Below are 19,393 nucleotides of genomic sequence, written 5' to 3'. Positions count from 1 at the left end.
CCTCCCTTCACACCTTGATCTTGAACGAGTCGGCATACGCCTTGGGATTCTTGCCGTCCCAAAGTGCGCCGTCGACCATCTTCACGCTACGCAGCGGCGACTTCGGCACATTCACCTTCGCCATGCTTGCCGCATCCTTGTAGACCTCAATCTGGTTGACCTGCGTCGCAACGGCCAGGTAATCAGGCTCCGACTTCAGCAAGCCCCAGCGTTTCTGCTGCGTCAGGAACCACATGCCGTCGCTCAGGTAAGGGAAATTCACCGCGCCGTCATTGAAGAACTTCATGTAGTTCGGATCATCCCAGACCTTGCCAAGCCCATTCTGGTAGCGCCCCATGATGCGCTGGCCGATCACGTCGACCGTGGTGTTGACGTAGGATTTGTCGGCAATGGCTTCGGCCATCCTCACCTTGTTCGACAGGGATGCATCGATCCAGCGCCCCGCTTCCAGCACCGCTGCGACCAGTGCGCGTGCGGTGTTCGGATACTTCTTCACCCACTCCGCGCTGGTACCGAGCACCTTCTCCGGATGGTCGCGCCAGATATCCTGCGTAGTGACCGCCGTGATGCCGATGCCGTCCACGATCGCGCGGTGGTTCCACGGCTCACCCACGCAGAAACCGTCCATATTCCCGATCCGCATATTCGCTACCATTTGCGGCGGCGGCACGGTGATCATCTTCGCGTCCTGCATCGGATTGATGCCGTATGAAGCGAGCCAGTAATACAGCCACATTGCATGCGTACCGGTTGGGAAAGTCTGGGCGAAGGTGTATTCGCGCGGCTCGGCGCGCATCAGCTTTGCCAGCGACACGCCGTCGACCGCCCCTTTGTCGGAAAGCTTCTTCGACAGCGTGATCGCCTGGCCGTTGTGATTGAGGTTCATCAGCACGGCCATGTCTTTCTTCGCGCCGCCGGCGCCAAGGTGCACGCCGTACACCAGGCCATACAGCACATGTGCAGCATCGAGCTCACCGTTCACCAGCTTGTCGCGCACGGCGGGCCATGAGGCCTCTTTGCTCAACACGATCTTGATGCCGTACTTCTTGTCGAAGCCCAGCAAGGACGCCATCACGACCGAGGCGCAATCAGTGAGGGGAATGAAGCCGACTTTGACTTCTTCTTTTTCCGGCTTGTCGGAGCCTGCAGCCCAGGCGTAATTCGATAAGGCTGTCGCAGCGCCCGCAGCAAGCAGGCGACGGCGGGTAAGGCTGAACGTGCGATCCATCTCTATCCCCGGTGAGTAAATAATGGGGATATTGCAAGCGCCGTGCCACCCCGCTTCCGGGGCGATGCCGGTGAAAATCAAGCACTGCGTTTGTGCGCCGCACCAATTTAGCGCTGTCAGCGCACCGGTTGGAGCCTCGGATCGGTGCGCAGGCGCTCGGCCATCAGGTCCACGAAGCTGCGAATGCGGGTTGAACCCTGGCGGCTGTCGCGGTGGATGATATGGATCGGCACGGCCGGCGTGGCGTAGTCCTGCAGCACCTCCACCAGTTCTCCGGCATCGAGCAAGGCGGCCGCCTGGTAGGACAGCAGGCGGGCGATGCCGAAACCGCTGCGCACCGCCTCGATAGCCGAGTCATTGTTATTCACGCCCAGGCGCGGCTTGACCCGCAGCGATTGCGTGCTGCCGCCATGCTGGAAGCGCCAGTCCGGCGGCACGCTGGAGCCGGATGAAGCGACAACGGTGTGTTGCTCCAGTTCCTGCGGCGTGGCCGGCGCGCCATGCTTCGCTATATAGGAAGGCGAGGCGATGATCATGCGCCGCACCTGCCCGACGGGAATCGCACGCATGCTCGAGTCGGGCAGCTCGCCGATGCGGATGCCGACGTCGATGCCCTCCTCCAGCAGGTTGGTCACGCGGTCGACAAAGACAGTGGAAACATCCATCGCAGGATAGCGCTGCAGGTAGTCGACGATGCCGGGCACGACGTAGATGCGGCCGAACAGCACCGGCGCGGTGACGGTCAGGTGGCCGCGCGGCGCGGCGTTGATACCCGCCACCGCATCGTCGGCTTCATCGACTTCCGCGATGATGCGGCGCGCATCGTCCAGGTAGCGCTGGCCCGCTTCCGTCACCCGCACGTGGCGCGTGGTACGGTCCAGCAGCCTTACGCCCAGCCTTTCCTCCAGCGCCGCCACCGCGCGCGTGACGGCAGGCGGCGACAGGCCCAGGCGGCGCGCGCCTGACGCGAAGCCCTGCTCCTCGGCCACGGCCACGTAGACAGTCATCAGGTAAAGGCGGTCCATTTGCGTTTCATCATGAAGTCGATAAAGTGCCGCACGCGCATCGGCATGCGGCTGCGCTGCGGATAGTACATGTAAACAGCCGCATTCGCCGTCACGTGGGTCGGCAGCAGGTGCACCAGCCGTCCCTCTGCCAGGTCGCGCTCCACCATATACAACGCCAGCTGCCCGATGCCGACGCCGGCGCGTACCGCCTCCACCTCGCCTTCCGCCGTGTTGAAGGTCGCCACGCACGGCACATCCTGATAAACCGTTCCGCCCTGCCCTTTCATCTCCCACGGAATGACGCGGCCCGTGTTCGGCTGGCGGAAGCCGGTGCAGCGGTGCTGCTGCAGCTCCTCCACCGTGCGCGGCGCGCCGTGACGCTCAATGTAGCCGCGCGAGGCGCAGATATACAGCGGAATTCTGCCCAGCTGGCGCGCGACCAGGTTGCGCTCAGGCGGATTACCCGCACGGAAGCCGACGTCGATCTTCGATTCGATCAAATCGGTGAAGTGGTCATCGAACAGCATGTCGAAATGGGCGCTCGGATACAGCTCCTGGAACTCGCGCAGCAGCGGCGCCAGCATCACCGTGCCCAGCGAGGTAGGCGCGGCGACGCGGATCATGCCGTCGACCGCCTCGCGGCTGTTCTGCACATGGTCCAGCGCCTCGTCCAGCAGGCGCAGGCCGGGGTTGGCCAGTTCGAACAGGCGCTGGCCCTCGTCGGTCAGGCTCAGGCTGCGCGTGGTGCGGTGGAACAGGCGCACACCGAGGTATTCCTCCAGCTGGCGAATCGCCTTGCTGACCGCCTGCGCGGACAAGCCGGCATCTACCGCTGCCTGGCTGAAGCTGCCGGCGTGCACGACGCCGATGAACAGTGTGATGACGTGGGCCTTATCCATGATTCACAACTACTGGTTGAAGATCAATCACCTTTACCGTATCTAGTGTAGCAGCTTCCCGAGGCCTAATATTCCCTTCACCAACCCACCCGATTGAAGGAGCAATATCATGGCAAACAAAGTCTGGTTCATCACTGGTGCCTCCCGCGGCTTCGGCCTGCTGATTGCCCGCGACGCCCTGGAGCGTGGCGATTCCGTCGTAGCTGCAGCCCGCAACCCGCAAGCGATCGTCGACGCCCTGGGCGTTCATCCCAAGCTGCTGCCGGTGCAGCTGGACGTCACCAAGGAAGCCGCTGCCGTCGTCGCCACCCAGGCCGCAATCGAACGCTTCGGCCGCATCGACGTGCTGGTGAATAATGCCGGCTACGGCATCCTCGGCGCCGTTGAAGAGACTTCGGCTGAAGAAGTGCGCCGCAACTACGAGACCAACGTCTTTGGCCTGCTGAACGTGAGCCGCGCCGTGCTGCCGGTCATGCGCCAGCAGCGCAGCGGCCGTGTGCTCAATATTTCTTCGCTGGGCGGCTACCAGGCTTATTACGGCTGGGGCGTCTACGGCTCCACCAAATTTGCGGTGGAAGGCTTGAGCGAAGCGATGGCGCAGGAACTGGCCCCGCTGGGCGTGCACGTCACTGTCGTGGAGCCGGGCTTCTTCCGCACCGACTTCCTCGACGCCACGTCGCTGGTCGAGACTGCGGTTCGCATTGAAGAATACCAGGACACGGTCGGCGCCATGCGCACCTTCGCCGCCGGCGCCAATCATGCCCAGCCCGGCGATCCGGCGAGGCTGTCGCAAGCCTTGCTGAAACTGGCCGATGCCGGGCAGCCGCCACTGCGCCTGCAGCTGGGCAGCGACGCCGTTGCCCGCGCCTACGCCAAACACCGGCAGGTGGAGCAGGAGCTGGCGCAATGGAAGGAGCTGGCGCTGTCGACCGACTTCGAGCAACCGGTCAAGCAGGCCGCTTAAATCGCGGGGAACCGGCTCCCGCAGCTCTTGCAGAAACGCGCCGACTGCTCATGGTCTGCGGCCAGGCAGCCGGCGCAAGTACGGTTCGAACGGCGCTGCTGGCTGATTTCCGCGCTGATGATACCGGTCGGAACCGCGAGAATGCCCCACCCAAGCAGCATCATGACCGAAGCGATGGCACGCCCCAGGTCCGTCTTCGGCACCAGGTCGCCAAAGCCCACCGTGGTCACGGCGGAAATCGCCCAGTAGACGGAAGTCGGGATGCTGGTGAAACCATGCGCCGGCCCTTCCACCACGTACATGACGGTCCCCAGCAGGAACACGATCATGAACACCACCGACAGGAAGATCAGGATCTTGCGCCGGCTGGCCAGCAAGGCACGGCCCAGCATCCCATATTCCTCGATGTAGAGCGTGAGCTTGAGGATACGGAACATGCGCAGCAAGCGCAGGATCCGCACATTGAGCAGCACATGCGCTCCCGGCAGGATCAGCGACATATAGCTTGGCAGTACCGCCAGCAAATCGATCATGCCGAAGAAGCTGCGTGCGTAGCGCAGCGGGTGCCGCACGCACAGCAGGCGGCAGGCGTATTCGATAGTAAACAGCGCGGTAAAGAACCACTCTGCCGCGAACAGCCAATCGCCATAGTCGCGCGCCACCCCTGACACGCTGGCCAGCACCACCGTCGTCACGCTAAGCAGGATGGCGCCGATCAGCGCCAGGTCGAAGATCATGCCGGCCCGCGTATCGGACTCGAAGATCACGGCATACAGCTTTTCGCGCCAGCCGCCTTGCGGCCGGCCGAAGCGCTGGTGCGGGTCGTAGGTCTTCATTGCACGCTTCCCAGCAAATCAGAGCGCGGCATGCCCCAGGCCGGCACGCCGAACGGGCATTCCGGCTGCGCTGCCAGCAGCAGCGTGGTGAAGTTGCCGCGCGGCGTGGTGGCGAAACGCAGGTCGCTGGCCTGCGCCGCATCCACCGCCGGCATGCGCGCGAAGCGCAGCCAGGCCGCAAGCTGGCAATCGGCGGCCGCACGCGCACGCAAGGCAGCCACATCGCCTTGCCACGAGCCGGAAACCAGCACCCCCGGCACGGTACCGGCCATTTCCTGCGCCGCGTCGGCCGTCAGCGCCGCAGGGCATGCGCGCGGCGGCAGCAGCGAAGGCGCAAGACTCAGATGCCCACGCCGCAGCTGATAAGCTTTCCCGTCCGATTCAATCGAAGTGAAGCTCCAGCACAATGGTTGCGACGGGAAAGCAGTCAGCGCCACATCCAGCACGCGCGCCTGCGGGTCTTGCAGCACCAGCGCCGCCGTCACCGCCTGGCGCGCCTTGAACGACGCCGACGCCTGGACGCCGACAAACGCCAGCGCCACGCCAAGCGCCAGCAGGAGTGCGCGCCGGCTGTGCATATGCATGAAGCGCAGCGCCGCCACCGCCCCGCCCAGCGCCACCAGCGCCGCGAACGAAGCCCAGCCAAGGTAGCCATGCATCGTCACATACAGCAGCACTACCGGCAGCACCGCCAGCAGCACGATGCGCATCCGCCGCGAAGGCGCCGCCATCGCCAGCGGCACCCCGAAGGCGACCCAGAACACCGGCTCGATGATGTAGACCATATCGCCGAAATACCAGGTTCCGCTGAACGGATAGAACGGATGGACGCCGTAGTTGTTCATGAAGTCCATGCCGAGGTGCAGCAGGAAACCCGCCGCCAGCGCCAGCAAAAGCCCACGCCGTGCGGCGCGGCTCTCCCGCAGCAACGCCCGCGCATTCGGCCACAAGGTCCACAACAGGGCGAACAGCAGCAATGCCTGCGGCAGCAGGTACAGCAAAGTGTGCGTATGTCCCCGGTGGTGCAGCAAATAGCCCAGCGGCGCCGGCGCCAGCCGGGTGAAAAACAGGTCAAGGTCGGGGAAATTGCTGGCAAGCGCGCAGGCTGTCAGCAGCAAGCGATGGCGCGTCTTATGCCGCGCCGGCTCAGCCTCCACGGGCAGTGAGCGCTGGATCAATTCGCCGACACCGAGGCCGACAACGGAATGAGTGATGTTATCCATACCTAAATGAAAGTCGGGGTCAGCTCCGGCAATCGGACATTCGCTACGCGAATGTCCGATTGCCGGAGCTGACCCCGACTTTCAACCATTAATGCTGGACCTCGACGCCGTGCCAGAAGGCGATGCGGTCCTTGATGTTGTTGGCCGCTTCCTTCGGCGTTGGGTAGTACCAGGCGGCGTTGGCATTCACCTTGCCGTCCACCACCACGTTGTAGTAGCTGGCCACGCCTTTCCACGGGCACAGCGTGGTGTGCTCGCTCGGCTGGAGATAGTCCTGCTTGACCCGCGATGGCGGGAAATAGATATTGTGCTCGACGATCTCGACTTCGCTGCTATCGGCTTCCGCAATCACGGCGCCATTCCAAATTGCCTTCGGCATGCAAACTCCTGTCCTGTTCAACCTTCTACACGGTTGCGGCCATTGGCTTTGGCACGGTACAGCGCGGCTTCAGCCTGCTTCAGCAGCATCTCGGCATCATCAATATCCATGTGATTGAAGGAGCCGACGCCAAGGCTGGCCGTCACCGTTACCGTGCGTGCCCCGGCGCCGTGCACCTGGGCTTCAATCCGCGACCGCAACGTCTCTGCGAACTTGCGCGCTCCTTCGAGCGGCGTGTTCGGCAACAGGATACACAATTCTTCGCCGCCGTAGCGTCCAGCCACATCGATTACCCGCACGTTTTCGCGCACCAGCCGCCCGATGACGGCCAGCACTTCGTCGCCGGCCTGGTGACCGAACTCATCGTTAACGTTCTTGATGTGGTCGACGTCTACCATTACCGCCGATAAGGGGGTGCGGAAGCGGCGTGTGCGGGCGACTTCAAAGCTCAGCCGGTTCATCAGCGAGCGGCGGTTGTGCAGCCCGGTCAGCTCATCGGTGGTGGCCAGGGTTTCCAGCTCATCCATCGAGGTTTTGAGCGCCCGCTCATTGGCGCGTAGTTCGAACAGGGCCATCACCTGGCGCGCCAGCTTGCGCAATAGGTCGCGCTGGGATGTCGACAGGCAGCCGGGTTTGCTGTCCATCACGCTCAGGGTGCCGATCGCGTAGCCGTCGCTGGTCGCCAGCGGCACGCTGCTGTACATGCGCATGAAAGGAGCTTCGATGGTCAGCGGCAGGCCTGCCGTACGGGCATCCTTGCTCAGGTCGCAGATCTCGCTGGTCTCGCCGCCCAGCACCGCCAGCGAGCAGTAGCACTGGCTGCGCGGCATGGCGCCCAGCGCCAACCCGGCGAAAGACTTGACGAAGGCGCGTTCCGCATCGAGCAGCGTGATGAAGGCGTAGGGAACGTCGCAAACCCTGGCGGCAAGCTCGGTCAGGAAGGTGAAATCTTCGCCAGCGGGCGCGTTCAGGGCGTCGTAGCGGTACAGCGCAGCCAGGCGGTTGTGGTCGTCCGACTGCCTCGGGTACAGGGCCCTTATGATCTTTTCTGCGGCAGACAATGCTTTCTCCCTTGTTACGATACCAAGTGTAACAAGGTTGTTAGCAAGATAACAGTCTATTTGGACGCCATGATTTGCCGCAGCGCACGCTCGAACGCTTCAGGTGGTTGCCCACCAGAAATGAGGTGTTTTTCGTCGATGATAACGGCTGGCACCGATTGGATGCCGTTGCGGTGGTAGAAGTGCTCCATATCGCGCACTTCCTGGGCATAGCGGCCAGAAGACAATACCTGCACCGCTTCCGCCTCGTCCAAGCCGACCTTGCCGGCTACCTGCACCAGCAGGGTGCGCGAGCTTGGGTCCTGGCCGCGCGTGAAATAGGCGTCGAACAGCGCCTTTTTCAGTTCCTTCTGCCTGCCCTGCTCGCCAGCCCAATGCAGCAGGCGGTGGGCATCAAAAGTGTTGTAAATACGGCTACGCATACCTACGCCGAAGTCGAAACCGACGTCGGCGCCGCGCTGGCGGATCATTTCACGGGTTTGCTCTTGCTGGGCGGGGCTGGCGCCGTATTTCTGGCGCAGGTGCTCGGTGATGTCCTGCCCTTCCGGAACCATGTGCGGGTTCAGCTCGAAGGGTTGGAAATGGATCTGTGCCTGCACGCCGTCGCCAAGCCGGCCCAGCGCCACTTCCAGGCTGTTCAGCCCGATCGCACACCAGGGACAGGAAACGTCGGAGACGAAGTCGATGCGGATCGGGGTAGTAGTCATGGTTATCTAGGCCTTTTTCTTGGCTTTGCTGCCGATACGGCTTTCTTTGCCAGCAATAAGGTTAGCAATATTTTTGGCATGGCGCCAAACCAGCAAACCACTCATTGCCAACACGGCAGCCAGCTGCGGCTCGGCGCCAAACAGCAGGCCATAGTAGAACGGCGCAAAAACGGAGGCGATCAGGGCTGCCAGCGAGGAATAGCGGAAAGCGTAAGCCACCACCAGCCAGGTCGCCAGCGTTGCCAGGCCCAGCCAAACATTCAGGGCCAGCAGCACGCCCAGCGCGGTCGCCACGCCCTTGCCGCCGACGAATTTGAAAAATACCGGCCACAGGTGGCCAACGAATACGGCTATCGCCACCAGGGCGATGGCCTGGTCGGCCTGGCTGCCCAGGCCCAGTTGCTGCTGGAAGTGGTCCACCAGGAAGACTGCCAGCCAACCCTTGAAGGCATCGCCGATCAGGGTCCAGATTGCCGCGCCCTTGTTACCGCTGCGCAGCACGTTGGTGGCGCCGGGATTGCCGGAACCATAGGTGCGCGGGTCGTCAAGCCCGTAGAACTTGCTCACCACCACGGCGAAAGAAATCGAGCCGATCAGGTAAGCGGCAATAATCAGAAGCAAAGTAATCATAAATCCCCAGGATTCGTTGTTTTTATATGCGGCAGCGACTATACACCATACCGTCCAGCGCGGGCGGCACGGCGGCCAGCTGATCTTATCAATCAGCCAAGGCGCATTGCACTGGCCTGGCTGCCAGCACTTCCGTCAGTACTGTTGGTTTAATACCAATCAGGAAGCCACGGCGCCCGCCATTGATATAAATCGTTTCCAGCCCGAGGATGCTCTCTTCAACGTAGACCGGCATCGCCTTCCTGGTGCCGAACGGCGACGTGCCGCCCACCATATAGCCGGAATGGCGCTGCGCCACCTCCGGCTTGCAAGGTTCGACGGCTTTGCAGCCGATATTGCGCGCCAGGTTTTTGGTTGAGACTTTGCAGTCGCCGTGCATCAGCACGATCAGCGGCTTAGCCGCCTCGTCCTGCATGACCAGGGTCTTCACCACGGCGTGTTCGTCGACGCCAAGTTCGCGCGAAGAAACGGAGGTGCCGCCATGTTCTTCGTACTCATAAGGATGCTCGGAAAAAGCGACTTTATGCTTACGCAGTAAGGCCGTCGCCGGAGTTTCGGAAATGTGCTCTTTTTTTGCCATGCCGTGATACGCTAGTGCCAAGAGAGGAGTTTCTCATTATGCAGCAAGAAATTCGCTTTGCCACCTTCAATGTCTGCAACCTTGCTCCGCCAGGGGCGAAACTGTACGACAACCTGCTGCCGTTGACGGAGCAGGAGTACGAGGCCAAGGCGGAATGGACCGCACAGCAACTGGACCATCTCGATGCCGACGTGATCGGTTTCCAGGAAATCTTCTCCCAGGCAGCCTTGCGCGATGTGCTCTCGCGCACCCGCAAATACCGCGATGCGCTGCATGTCGGCTTCGACCCCGATCCCCACGCTTCCCGCCTGACGCCCAATGTGGCGCTGGTGTCGCGCCTGCCGTTGGCCGTGGCGCCGGAAGTCTACGCCAATTTCCCCGAGGGCGTGCCGGCCGAATCGGGCTTGCCGGAGTCGGACCGTTTCGCACGGGCGCCGCTGCACGCGCAGATTGTGCTGCCCAACGAAGTGGTGGTGGATGTCATCGTGGTGCACTTGAAATCGCGCCGCCCCGATTACCGTAGTGGCGATACCTCGGAAGACCCGCTGCACCTGGCCATGGCCAGCCTGCGTTCGCTGGTATGGCGCGGGACCGAAGCCGTGGCGCTGCGGGTCCTGTTAAGCAAGATGATGCGCGAATCGCGCCGGCCTTGCATCGTGCTGGGGGATTTCAACGATACGGCCGACGCGGTGACCACCACCATCGTGCTTGGCAACGGTGGCGGCATGATGCCTGGCGACGAGCGGCGCGGCCGCATGTACGACGCCAACCAGATCCAGCAGCGGCAAGACCATTTGCGGCATGTGGCCTACACCAGCATCCATGAAGGCCACTACTCCACCATCGACCACGTGCTGGTATCGGAAGAATTCAATCCGGCCTCGCCGCGCGCCATCGGCGAAGTGCTGGATGTCAGCTACTTCAACGACCACTTGCGCCAGGAGCGTCCCGAAGTTTCCGACCACGGCCAGGTGCTGGTGCGGCTGCGGCTGCGCTAGGCGGTCACAGTTTGTGACCACCACTTTTTCTAACCGGGGTCAGCGGCGCTTGCCAGATGGCCCTGGTATTGGTCGCAGCCAAGCTCGCGCAAGAGCTGGAGCTGGGCTTCTGTTTCGACGCCCTCGGCAATAACGGTCATGTCCAGGCTACGCGCCATGGCGATGATGGTGCGAATGGCGGTGGCGTCGGTACCCCGCTCGAAGAAGGATTGGGCGATCTTGAGCTTGTCGATCGGGCTGTCCTTCAACTGTCCCAGCCGCGAGTAGCCGGTGCCGAAGTCGTCGATCGACAGCCGGACTCCAAGGCCGCGCAATTTCCCCAGTATGGTTTCAGTCTGCGTGCCGCCTTGCATCAGCATCGCCTCAGTGAGCTGCAGTTCCAGCAGGCGCGGCGGCAATCCGGCCGAGCGCAAGGCCTTTGCTACGCAATCGAGCAAGTCTTTATGCACAAACTGCACCGGCGCCAGGTTGACCGACACCACCAGCTCGCGGCTCTCATCCTGCCAGCCGCGTGCTTGGCGGCAGGCCTCCTGCAGCACCCAATTGCCGACGGCCACCATCAAGCCCGCCTCCGTGGCGACATCGATAAAGCGCTCCGGCAGCAGCACACCCAGCTCGGGATGGCGCCAGCGCAGCAGCGCCTCCATTCCCACCACCGCGCCGCTGGGGATATCGACCTCGGGCTCAAACACCAGCTCAAACTGCAGCTCGGCCAATGCGCGCCGCAAGCCCTGCTCCAGCCCCGAGCGCTCGACGATGCGCGCATTCATCTCGCCGCTGAAAAAGCGGTAGCCGTTGCGGCCTTCCTGCTTGGCGTGGTACATGGCGATGTCGGCATTCTTGAGCAGGGTGTCAATCTCCTCGCCATCGGCCGGGAACATGGCGATCCCGATTGAGCCGGAAATATGGGCAATGTGTTCGCCGAACACGAACTCCTGCTCCAGCGCGCGTAGCACAGAGTCCGCGGCATGCGCAGCTCCCTGCGCACCCGCCACATCCGACAGCACGATGATGAATTCATCGCCGCCCTGCCGGCTCACCGTATCGGCCTCGCGCACGCAATGCACCAGCCGGCTGGCGACTTCCTTCAGCAGGCGGTCGCCCACGGAATGCCCCAGCGTGTCGTTGACCACCTTGAACCGGTCCAGGTCAACGAACAGCACCGCCAGCAAAGCCTGGTTGCGGCGCGCCGCCGCCAGCGCCAGGCGCAAACGGTCCAGCAGCAGCACCCTGTTAGGCAAGTCGGTCAGGAAGTCGTGTTCGGCCAGGTGGCGTGTATGTTCTTCGGATTTCTTGCGCTCGGTGATATCGGTCACGATGCCCATATAGTTGCTGACGCGGCCTGCACTGTCGCGTATCGAACTGATACTGGTCCAGCACGGGAATAGCCCGCCGTCGTGCCGCCGCCCCCACAACTCGCCTTCCCAGTGGTCGCCGGCCTCGACCTGCGCCCACACTTCGCGATAGAACGATTCGTCGTGCACACCAGAGCGGAACAGGCTGACCGGCTTGCCCAGCATGTCCTGCGGCCCGAATCCGGTAATCACGGTAAAGGCGCGGTTAAGGGCAATCACGCGCCGGCTGCGGTCGGTCAGCACGATGGCATCCCGGCTGTTCTCGAAAACCTGGGCCGCCAGGTGCAGCTTGCGCTCGGCCCGCTTGCGCTCAGAGATATCGCGCACTACCGCGTAATACAGCTTGCTGCCATCAAGGGAAAGCGCGGTCAGCAGTACTTCGGCCCAGAACAGTCCGCCTTCGCAATCGACATAGTGCCACTCACCGTGTGCGTTGCCCGCATGTCGCGCCTCGGCAGCCATGCTCTCCTCGGCCTCGGCCGACAGCACGCCGGACGGCTGCTGCATCGGCGAAAACTCATGCAGGCCGCGCCCGACCAGCCGCTCGGCCCCGTCGCACTTGAACAGGCTGACCGCCGCCGGGTTGGCTTCTTCCACCACGCCGTCGCGTAGCAGCAGGATGGCGTCGCTGGAGCGCTCGAACAAATGGTGGAAATTTTCGCCTGCCGCCTGCAAGGCATCGAAATCGCGGTGCCGCTGCGTGATGTCGACTTCCATGCAAAAGATCTGCGCCAGTTGCCCCTCATGCCAGACCGGGATATGGGTCGAATACAACCAGAGCTCGCGGCCGTCGCCAGTACGCACCTGCCAGTCGCCGGCCGGGCTGGAGTGGCCGTTGCGCCATATTTCTTCCAGCAGCGCATCGTGTTCCGCCTGCCGTGCACCATGCGAACGTAACTCAGCCATACGCTTGCCGACCGCCTCGCAGGCTTCGATGCCCAGCATGTCGGCACAGGCCTGGTTACAGAATTGCACTACGCCATCACGGCCGAAGCTGCATACCGCCATCAATGGCGTCAGCTCGAGCGCGGCCACCATGCGTGCGATCAGGTCGAGCGCGGCATGCGCAGGCGTGGCGGGCGCGGCAGGCGAAGGAGTACTCATAGCTCCATTGTTGCCACGTTGTGCGGCGCCCGTTTGCGATCCATCAAAGGTGCGGCTCCTCCCTCACTTTTTGCATTTCAGGTCGCCGATTTTGCGCTTTATCGCATTCCCGTGGCCGCTGGACTTGTTAAAACCTACAGTGACACCATCGCAACCCGCGCCAGCGGACAATTTTGACGAAGAGATAATAATGAGCCCACAACCCGTGCACCTGAAGTCCCCCAAACGCTGGCGCCTTCCCCTGATCGGCCTGCTTGTGCTGGGCCTGGCGGGTGGCGGCTGGACCGTCATGAAATCGCAGGCCAAGCCGGCCGGGGACCCCAAGGCCGGGGCCGCCAAACCGGCGCCCGTCCTCGAACTGGCCGGCGCCGACGTTGCCGCCATTGATGCGCGGCCCTTGTCGGTCGGCCTTCCACTGTCGGGTTCGCTAATCCCGGTCAACCAGGCCACCATCAAGTCGAAAGTATCGGGGCAGGTACAGGAAGCTGCGCTGCGCGAAGGCGTATCCGTGCAGGAAGGCCAGGTGCTGGCCCGCCTCGACCAGGCCGACCTGAAAGCGCGGCTGGCCCAGCAGCAAGCCATGCTGGAAGAAGCCCAGGCCAAGCTGTCCATGGCCCAGAAAAACGAATACAACGCAAAAGCGCTGCTGTCGCAAAAATTCATCTCGCAGACCAGCTTCGATACCACCGCCAATGCCGTCGAGCTGGCGCATGCCAACGTCAAATCCGCTTCCGCCGTGGTCGAGCTGGCCCGCATCGCGCTGAACGACAGCGTGATCCGCGCCCCGATCAGCGGCATCATCGCCAAACGTCATGTTCAGGCGGGCGATAAAGTCGCGCCTGACATGCCTGTCTACACCATCGTCGGCCTGCAAGAACTGACGCTGGAGGCGCAAGTGCCCACCACCGATATCCCGCGCGTCAAGATCGGCCAGGAAGTCAGCTTCCGCGTCGACGGTTTCGCCAAACGCGAATTCAGCGGCAAAGTGGCGCGCATCAACCCGACCACCGAGGCCGGCTCGCGCGCGATGCTGGTGTATATCTCGGTGCCGAATGCCGACAGCGTACTGCGCGGCGGCATGTTCGCCAAAGGGAATATCACCACCGAACGCACCAAGGAAGCGCCGATGGTGCCGCTGGCAGCACTGCGCGAGGAAGCAGGCAAGCAGGTGGTCTACCTGGTATCGAACGGTATCGTCGTGTCGCAGCCGGTCAGCCTTGGCCTGCGCAGCGAAGATGTGGGGCTGGCCGAAGTTACGGCAGGCCTGGACAAGGGCGCCAACGTCATCATCTCCAAGCTGGAGGGCGTGAAGCCGGGTGCGAAGGTGAAACTGGCGACGCCGGTAAGCACTCCCGCTGCCAAGCCGGCCATGCTGGCTGCGGCCAAAGGCTAAGGGGCGCCGCCATGTGGATCACTAAAATCTCGATCCGCCAGCCGGTCTTTGCCACCATGGTGATGGTGGCGCTGATGGTGCTTGGCATTTTTTCTTACAAGGGCCTCGGCGTGGAATCCATGCCGAACGTCTCCTTCCCGTTCGCGGCGATTGAGGTCGTGTACCCGGGCGCCTCGCCGGAGGCGGTGGAGAACGACATCACCCGCCCCATCGAGGACATCGTCAACACCGTGTCCGGCGTCAAGACCATTCGCGCCAACTCGTGGGAAGGCAAGGCTGGCGTGTACGTCGAATTCGAACTGTCCACCAATATGGACAAGGCGATGCAGGACATGCGCGACAAGATTGCGCTGGTGCGCCCGAAATTCCCGCGCGAAGCGAAGGAACCCTTCATTGCCCGCGCTGAAGGCGAGAACGACCAGCCGATTGTCAGCCTGTCCTTCACCTCGGACAAGCGCAGCCTGCGCGAACTGTCCACCATGACCGACCAGATCCTGGCCAAGCGCTTCCAGGGCGTGCCGGGCGTGGGCCAGGTGCGCGTGTTCGGCACCACCAAGCGCCAGATGCTGGTCAGCCTGCGCCCTGCCGACATGCGTGCGCAAGGCGTGGGCGTGGACGAAGTGATGCGCGCCATCCAGAACACCAATGCCAACCTGCCGGCCGGCCGCCTGACTGCCGACGTCACCGAAACCCTGGTGCGGGTCGAAGGCAAGCTGAAAGAAGCGGCGGAGTTCAACAAGATCATCGTGGCGCGCCGCGCCAACGGCCCGGTCTACCTGGACCAGGTAGCCGACGTGATCGACGGCGAAGCGGAAGAACAATCGATCTCGCGCGTCAACGGCAAGCGTGCCGTTTCGCTGGATATCACCAAGGTGCAGGACGCCAACGTGGTGGAAGTCGGCAACGGCATCCTGAAAGTGGCGGAAAACCTGCGCAAGACCCTGCCGGAAGATATCAAGATCAAGATCATGGATTCGCAGTCCGAGCGCGTGCAGGCGCAATTGGATAATGTGAAACGCACCATCATCGAAGGCGCGATCCTGACCATGGTGATCGTGTTCTTCTTCCTGCACTCCTGGCGCTCCACCATCATCACCGGCCTGACCTTGCCGATCTCGGTGCTGGCCTCCTTCATCGCCATGAAAGCTTTCGGCTTCACGCTGAACTTCCTGACGCTGATGGCGCTGTCGCTGTGCATCGGCCTGCTGATCGACGATGCCATCGTGGTGCGTGAAAACATCGTGCGCCACCTCGGTTTCGGCAAGCACCACCGCAAGGCGGCGGAAGACGGCACCAACGAAATCGGCATCGCCGTGATGGCGACCACCTTTGCGATCGTCGCCGTGTTCGTGCCGGTGGCCTTCATGGAAGGCATCATCGGCCGCTTCTTCCTGCAATTCGGCGTGACTGTGACCGTGGCCGTGCTGGTGTCGCTGTTCGTATCCTTCACGCTGGACCCGATGCTGTCGTCGGTATGGCATGACCCGGTCAAGGACCGCTTCAAATACCTGCCGTGGCTGGGCCGCATCATGGAAAAGGTCGAACACGGCGTGGAAAAGGTGCACAAGCTGTATGGCAAAGTGCTGGCCCTCGCGCTGAAATGGCGCAAGCTGACGCTCGCCACCGCGCTTGGCCTGTTCGTGGGCAGCCTGATGCTGGTGCCGATGATCGGCGGCGAAATGTTCCCCGAAACCGACCAGGGCCAGATTTTCCTGCAGTTCAAGGTGCCGGTGGGCTCCAGCCTGGAATACAACGACGCCAAGGTGAAGCAGGTGGAAGCGGCGCTCAAGGAATTCCCCGAGATCGACGCAGTGCTGGCCAACGTCGGCGACCAGGGCGGCCGCCACATGTCCTTCATGCGCGTGAAGCTGAGCGATGCCAAAACCACGCATCGCCAGTCGCAGCAAAAACTGGAAGGAGCGATCCGTAAAAGGCTGGAAAGCATTCCCGGCATCACCATGTCGGTCGGCCAGAAACCGATCTTCATCGCCATCCTTGGTACCGACGAAGCCAAGCTGGAGCAGACCGCGCAGACCCTGATGGCCAAGATGCGCAAGATCAAAGGCATCGCCGACCTGGAATACAGCCAGGAAGGCGCCAACCCTTCCACGCTGATCAAGATCAACAACGAACTGGCCAGCGACCTCGGGCTGAACGTGCAGCAGATCGGCAGCGCCATGCGTCCCTTCGTGGCAGGCGATACGGCCAGCTACTGGCTGGCGGCCGATGGCCAGAACTATGAAGTCAATGTGCAGCTGCCGAAGTCCGGCCGCCAGCGCATCGCCGACCTGGCCGACCTTTCGCTCACCTCCAGCAAGACCGGCCCGGACGGCAATCCGCTGATGGTGCCGCTGCGCCAGGTAGTGGACTTCGTGCCCGGCTTCAGCCCGCAAGTGCTGAAACGCCAGGCCCTGCAGCGCCGCGTGGCGGTCTACGCCGGCACCGAAGGCCGCCCGGCCGGCGACGTCGATGCCGACGTCAAGAAGGCGATGGACTCGATGACGCTGCCCGACGGCGTACGCTTCGACGTGGCCGGCAATGCACAGCAGATGGCCGAAACCATGAATGGCGCCATGACGGCGCTGGGCATTGCAGTGGTGTTCATTTATATCGTGCTGGCCTCGCAGTTCGGCAGCTTCCTGCAGCCGATTGCGATCATGGTATCGCTGCCGATGTCGCTGATCGGCGTGCTGGTGGCGCTGCTGGCGACCGGCTCCACGCTCAACGTGTTCTCCGTGATCGGCGTGATCATGCTGATGGGGCTGGTAACCAAGAACGCGATCCTGCTGGTGGACTTCACCAACCACGGCCAGCGCGACGGCATGAGCCAGTTCGACGCCATCATGGCAGCCGGCCAGGTTCGCCTGCGCCCTATCCTGATGACGACCCTGGCCATGATCTTCGGCATGCTGCCGATGGCGATTGGACTCGGCGAAGGCGGGGAAACGCAGGCGCCGATGGGCCGTGCAGTGATAGGCGGCGTGATCACCTCCACCCTGCTGACCCTGGTGGTAGTACCAGTGGCCTACACCTACCTCGACAGCTTCGGCAAGCGCGCCAAGCGCTGGCTGCGCCGCGGCCACCACGACGACGACGCGGCTGAAAAGCCGGATGTCGCCGAAGCCGCGTAAACAGTTTCCGCCTGAACAGTCCTTGCCTCAGCGGGGACGTGACGGCGACCCAAACGGAAGAGCCCGTGTCCCACTTGGGGACTCGGCGTCCCCGTGATGACCACAAGGTGTGATACGGGCTCGGCTATTCTGGACTGGTGGTGTCGGTTTCTTCGTTCTCGTAGCCGGCTTCGTCGGCATCCTGCTCGTCGCCGGGCCGATTCTTGGATGCAAGCTTTTTCTGTGCTTTTTCTTCGGCCTTGCGTTTCTTCTCCAGCTCGCGCTGGCGTTTCTCGAATGCGAAATTCGTCTTTGCCATGGAAATACCTCCTGAAAGCCTACATTAGGCCGATTGACTGCGCTGCGCAAACGAAATTATCCGCGCGGATGATGTAGCGCATGAATCTGCTTCAAACGCTCGCGGGCAACGTGCGTATAGATCTGTGTGGTGGAAATGTCGGAGTGGCCTAAAAGCAACTGCACGACGCGCAGGTCGGCGCCATGGTTCAGCAAATGGGTGGCGAACGCATGGCGCAGCGTGTGCGGCGACAAGGGCGCGCTAATGCCGGCCTTGCAAGCATGCTTTTTTACTACCACCCAGAACATCTGCCGCGTCATCGGTCCACCACGGCCGGTAATGAAGAGTGCATCGTCCTGCTGGCCATCGAGGATCACGCCGCGCGCTTCGCGCAGGTAGCGCTCGATCCACAGGCGCGCCTGCTCGCCAAACGGTACCAGGCGGGTCTTGGCGCCCTTGCCGGTAATGCGCAGCACGCCATCGTTCATGCTCAGCTCCAGCGTCTTCAGGGCGACCAGTTCCGATACCCGCAGGCCGCTGGCATACATCAGTTCCAGCATGGTGCGGTCGCGGATGCCGAGCGGCGTACGCAGGTCGGGCGCGGCCAGCAGCGCCTCGACCTGCCCTTCGCTCAGGGTATGGACGAAACGCAGCGGCTGCTTGGCCGAAGCCATGCGCAGGCAGGGGTCTTCTGCGATATGGCGCTGGCGCAGCGCGAGCTGGTAGAAGCGCTTCAGTGCCGACAGGCGACGGTTGGCCGAGCTGGCCTTGGTGTCTTCATGGCGTGCCGCGAAATAGGCTTGCAGGTCGGCTGTGCCGGCTGCGTGCAGGCTGCCAACCGAAGGGCGCGCCGTCTCCAGCCATCGGGCAAAGGCAGTCAGGTCGCGCCGGTAGGCATCGAGGGAGTTCTTGGACAGCCCGTCCTCCAGCCACAGGCTGTCGCAGAACTCGTCGATCAGAGCAAGGTTGCCTGCTGCCATTGATACTCTTGATGTCCTTCGTGGGCCAGCAGCCAGCGTTTTACGCCAAGGGTGAAGCCGTTCTGGTCGTCGCTGCCGGCAAAGCCGCCCAGGCTGTTGGCGCCCATCACGCGGTGGCAAGGCACCAGCGGCGGGAAGGGATTGCTGCGGCAGGCCTGGCCCACAGCGCGCGCCACGGAATCGAGGTGCTTGGCCAGTTCGCCGTAGGTGCGCACCTGGCCGCGCGGGATCTCGCGCAGCGATTGCCACACGCGGCGCTGGAATTCGCTGCCGCGCATTGCCAGCGGCAAGTCGAAAACATAGTCGGCATCGTCGCAATAGGCCAGCAGCTGCTGCACGGCTTTTTCAGCCAGGGCATTGCTTGGCGCCTGTTCCGGCGTGCCACCGGGCAGGTAGAACATTTCCGTCACGACCGCGCCGGCCGTGCCGACGCCCATGGCGCCGAACGGGAGATGGACGATGGCGCTGAAATCCCTGCCAGCTTGTTGTTTTTCGGTCACGCTTACTCCAATAAAACTGTGGCAATCATGCTACACCAGCGCGCCAGGATAGGGCAAAAAAAAACGCACCCTCAGGTGCGTCTTGAATCTTTTTTATCGCCACCCCGGCCATCTAACCCCGCTTGTGGCGGCGGCCAACAG

General features: G+C 62.7%; 18 protein-coding genes. 4 read left to right on the top strand and 14 right to left on the bottom strand.

Annotated elements, in window-relative coordinates; translation table 11 throughout:
- Positions 1 to 7: 7 nt before the first annotated feature.
- From ASD07_RS11370 to ASD07_RS11360, 3 genes are all read right to left on the bottom strand, one after another.
- Entirely contained in the window at positions 8 to 1,228 is a 1,221-nt protein-coding gene (locus ASD07_RS11370) for a CmpA/NrtA family ABC transporter substrate-binding protein (protein ID WP_055929607.1), read from the bottom strand.
- Positions 1,229 to 1,344: 116 nt separating this feature from the next.
- Positions 1,345 to 2,253 (bottom strand): LysR family transcriptional regulator, encoded by a 909-nt coding sequence (locus ASD07_RS11365; protein WP_055929604.1) that lies wholly within the window; start codon positions 2,251 to 2,253, stop codon positions 1,345 to 1,347.
- Entirely contained in the window at positions 2,235 to 3,134 is a 900-nt protein-coding gene (locus ASD07_RS11360) for a LysR family transcriptional regulator (protein WP_055929601.1), read from the bottom strand. Before ASD07_RS11360 ends, ASD07_RS11365 begins: the two co-directional genes overlap by 19 nt.
- A gap of 109 nt (positions 3,135 to 3,243) precedes the next feature.
- Here ASD07_RS11360 and ASD07_RS11355 point away from each other — a divergent pair, with 109 nt between their 5' ends.
- A complete protein-coding gene (locus ASD07_RS11355; RefSeq protein WP_055929598.1) occupies positions 3,244 to 4,098 on the top strand; it encodes an oxidoreductase in 855 nt (284 codons plus the stop codon).
- On the opposite strand, the gene ASD07_RS11350 is transcribed toward ASD07_RS11355, so the two are convergent.
- From ASD07_RS11350 to ybaK, 7 genes are all read right to left on the bottom strand, one after another.
- Positions 4,095 to 4,934, bottom strand: coding sequence for an ion transporter (locus ASD07_RS11350; RefSeq protein ID WP_055929595.1), 840 nt, complete (start codon positions 4,932 to 4,934; stop codon positions 4,095 to 4,097). The two genes, ASD07_RS11355 and ASD07_RS11350, sit on opposite strands and share 4 nt — an antisense overlap.
- The gene (locus ASD07_RS11345) at positions 4,931 to 6,157 is read right to left on the bottom strand and encodes a metal-dependent hydrolase (protein WP_055929591.1); all 1,227 of its coding nucleotides are present in this window, start codon (positions 6,155 to 6,157) and stop codon (positions 4,931 to 4,933) included. The genes ASD07_RS11350 and ASD07_RS11345 overlap by 4 nt, the downstream gene beginning before the upstream one ends.
- 88 nt (positions 6,158 to 6,245) lie before the next feature.
- Positions 6,246 to 6,536: a DUF427 domain-containing protein gene (locus ASD07_RS11340; RefSeq protein ID WP_055929589.1), complete on the bottom strand. Its 291-nt coding sequence runs from the start codon at positions 6,534 to 6,536 to the stop codon at positions 6,246 to 6,248.
- A 17-nt stretch (positions 6,537 to 6,553) separates the two neighbouring features.
- On the bottom strand, positions 6,554 to 7,597 hold the full coding sequence (locus ASD07_RS11335; RefSeq protein ID WP_055929587.1) for a sensor domain-containing diguanylate cyclase: 1,044 nt from the start codon (positions 7,595 to 7,597) through the stop codon (positions 6,554 to 6,556).
- Between the two features lie 56 nt (positions 7,598 to 7,653).
- A complete protein-coding gene (locus ASD07_RS11330) occupies positions 7,654 to 8,304 on the bottom strand; it encodes a DsbA family oxidoreductase (RefSeq protein ID WP_055929584.1) in 651 nt (216 codons plus the stop codon).
- Between the two features lie 6 nt (positions 8,305 to 8,310).
- Positions 8,311 to 8,934 carry a glycerol-3-phosphate 1-O-acyltransferase PlsY gene (gene plsY, locus ASD07_RS11325; protein ID WP_055929581.1) on the bottom strand — a complete coding sequence of 208 codons (624 nt, stop codon included), beginning with the start codon at positions 8,932 to 8,934 and terminating at the stop codon, positions 8,311 to 8,313.
- Between the two features lie 88 nt (positions 8,935 to 9,022).
- Positions 9,023 to 9,514, bottom strand: coding sequence for a Cys-tRNA(Pro) deacylase (gene ybaK, locus ASD07_RS11320; RefSeq protein WP_055929578.1), 492 nt, complete (start codon positions 9,512 to 9,514; stop codon positions 9,023 to 9,025).
- 38 nt (positions 9,515 to 9,552) lie between these two features.
- On the opposite strand from ybaK, the gene ASD07_RS11315 reads away from it, so the two are divergent.
- Positions 9,553 to 10,512, top strand: a complete 960-nt coding sequence (locus ASD07_RS11315; protein WP_055929575.1) for an endonuclease/exonuclease/phosphatase family protein — start codon at positions 9,553 to 9,555, stop codon at positions 10,510 to 10,512.
- Positions 10,513 to 10,541: 29 nt separating this feature from the next.
- Here ASD07_RS11315 and ASD07_RS11310 read toward each other — a convergent pair whose 3' ends face one another.
- The gene (locus ASD07_RS11310) at positions 10,542 to 12,971 is read right to left on the bottom strand and encodes a bifunctional diguanylate cyclase/phosphodiesterase (protein WP_055929572.1); all 2,430 of its coding nucleotides are present in this window, start codon (positions 12,969 to 12,971) and stop codon (positions 10,542 to 10,544) included.
- A gap of 190 nt (positions 12,972 to 13,161) precedes the next feature.
- Here ASD07_RS11310 and ASD07_RS11305 point away from each other — a divergent pair, with 190 nt between their 5' ends.
- Positions 13,162 to 14,364, top strand: coding sequence for an efflux RND transporter periplasmic adaptor subunit (locus ASD07_RS11305; RefSeq protein WP_055929569.1), 1,203 nt, complete (start codon positions 13,162 to 13,164; stop codon positions 14,362 to 14,364).
- Between the two features lie 11 nt (positions 14,365 to 14,375).
- Positions 14,376 to 17,495 carry an efflux RND transporter permease subunit gene (locus ASD07_RS11300; RefSeq protein WP_055929565.1) on the top strand — a complete coding sequence of 1,040 codons (3,120 nt, stop codon included), beginning with the start codon at positions 14,376 to 14,378 and terminating at the stop codon, positions 17,493 to 17,495.
- A gap of 124 nt (positions 17,496 to 17,619) precedes the next feature.
- Here the strand turns inward: ASD07_RS11300 and ASD07_RS31410 are convergent, their stop codons facing one another.
- Genes ASD07_RS31410 through ASD07_RS11290 form a run of 3 tightly spaced genes read right to left on the bottom strand, consistent with a single transcriptional unit; the run spans position 17,620 to position 19,252 of the window.
- Positions 17,620 to 17,793 (bottom strand): hypothetical protein, encoded by a 174-nt coding sequence (locus ASD07_RS31410; RefSeq protein WP_200953789.1) that lies wholly within the window; start codon positions 17,791 to 17,793, stop codon positions 17,620 to 17,622.
- A gap of 56 nt (positions 17,794 to 17,849) precedes the next feature.
- The gene (gene xerD, locus ASD07_RS11295) at positions 17,850 to 18,752 is read right to left on the bottom strand and encodes a site-specific tyrosine recombinase XerD (RefSeq protein WP_055929562.1); all 903 of its coding nucleotides are present in this window, start codon (positions 18,750 to 18,752) and stop codon (positions 17,850 to 17,852) included.
- Complete coding sequence (locus ASD07_RS11290) at positions 18,728 to 19,252, bottom strand: methylated-DNA--[protein]-cysteine S-methyltransferase (RefSeq protein ID WP_229207119.1); 525 nt, start codon at positions 19,250 to 19,252, stop codon at positions 18,728 to 18,730. Before ASD07_RS11290 ends, xerD begins: the two co-directional genes overlap by 25 nt.
- Positions 19,253 to 19,393: the final 141 nt, after the last annotated feature.

It is taken from the genome of Duganella sp. Root336D2 (assembly GCF_001425005.1).
In the GTDB taxonomy this organism is placed as follows: domain Bacteria; phylum Pseudomonadota; class Gammaproteobacteria; order Burkholderiales; family Burkholderiaceae_D; genus Rugamonas.
Note: the sequence above shows the minus strand (reverse complement) of the source record. Positions and strands in the feature narration are given on the sequence as shown.

Coding starts and splice junctions, on each gene's coding strand:
- ASD07_RS11370 (WP_055929607.1), bottom strand. CDS start 1,228: ATGGATCGCACGTTCAGCCTTACCCGCCGTCGCCTGCTTGCTGCGGGC.
- ASD07_RS11365 (WP_055929604.1), bottom strand. CDS start 2,253: ATGGACCGCCTTTACCTGATGACTGTCTACGTGGCCGTGGCCGAGGAG.
- ASD07_RS11360 (WP_055929601.1), bottom strand. CDS start 3,134: ATGGATAAGGCCCACGTCATCACACTGTTCATCGGCGTCGTGCACGCC.
- ASD07_RS11355 (WP_055929598.1), top strand. CDS start 3,244: ATGGCAAACAAAGTCTGGTTCATCACTGGTGCCTCCCGCGGCTTCGGC.
- ASD07_RS11350 (WP_055929595.1), bottom strand. CDS start 4,934: ATGAAGACCTACGACCCGCACCAGCGCTTCGGCCGGCCGCAAGGCGGC.
- ASD07_RS11345 (WP_055929591.1), bottom strand. CDS start 6,157: ATGGATAACATCACTCATTCCGTTGTCGGCCTCGGTGTCGGCGAATTG.
- ASD07_RS11340 (WP_055929589.1), bottom strand. CDS start 6,536: ATGCCGAAGGCAATTTGGAATGGCGCCGTGATTGCGGAAGCCGATAGC.
- ASD07_RS11330 (WP_055929584.1), bottom strand. CDS start 8,304: ATGACTACTACCCCGATCCGCATCGACTTCGTCTCCGACGTTTCCTGT.
- plsY (WP_055929581.1), bottom strand. CDS start 8,934: ATGATTACTTTGCTTCTGATTATTGCCGCTTACCTGATCGGCTCGATT.
- ybaK (WP_055929578.1), bottom strand. CDS start 9,514: ATGGCAAAAAAAGAGCACATTTCCGAAACTCCGGCGACGGCCTTACTG.
- ASD07_RS11315 (WP_055929575.1), top strand. CDS start 9,553: ATGCAGCAAGAAATTCGCTTTGCCACCTTCAATGTCTGCAACCTTGCT.
- ASD07_RS11310 (WP_055929572.1), bottom strand. CDS start 12,971: ATGAGTACTCCTTCGCCTGCCGCGCCCGCCACGCCTGCGCATGCCGCG.
- ASD07_RS11305 (WP_055929569.1), top strand. CDS start 13,162: ATGAGCCCACAACCCGTGCACCTGAAGTCCCCCAAACGCTGGCGCCTT.
- ASD07_RS11300 (WP_055929565.1), top strand. CDS start 14,376: ATGTGGATCACTAAAATCTCGATCCGCCAGCCGGTCTTTGCCACCATG.
- ASD07_RS31410 (WP_200953789.1), bottom strand. CDS start 17,793: ATGGCAAAGACGAATTTCGCATTCGAGAAACGCCAGCGCGAGCTGGAG.
- xerD (WP_055929562.1), bottom strand. CDS start 18,752: ATGGCAGCAGGCAACCTTGCTCTGATCGACGAGTTCTGCGACAGCCTG.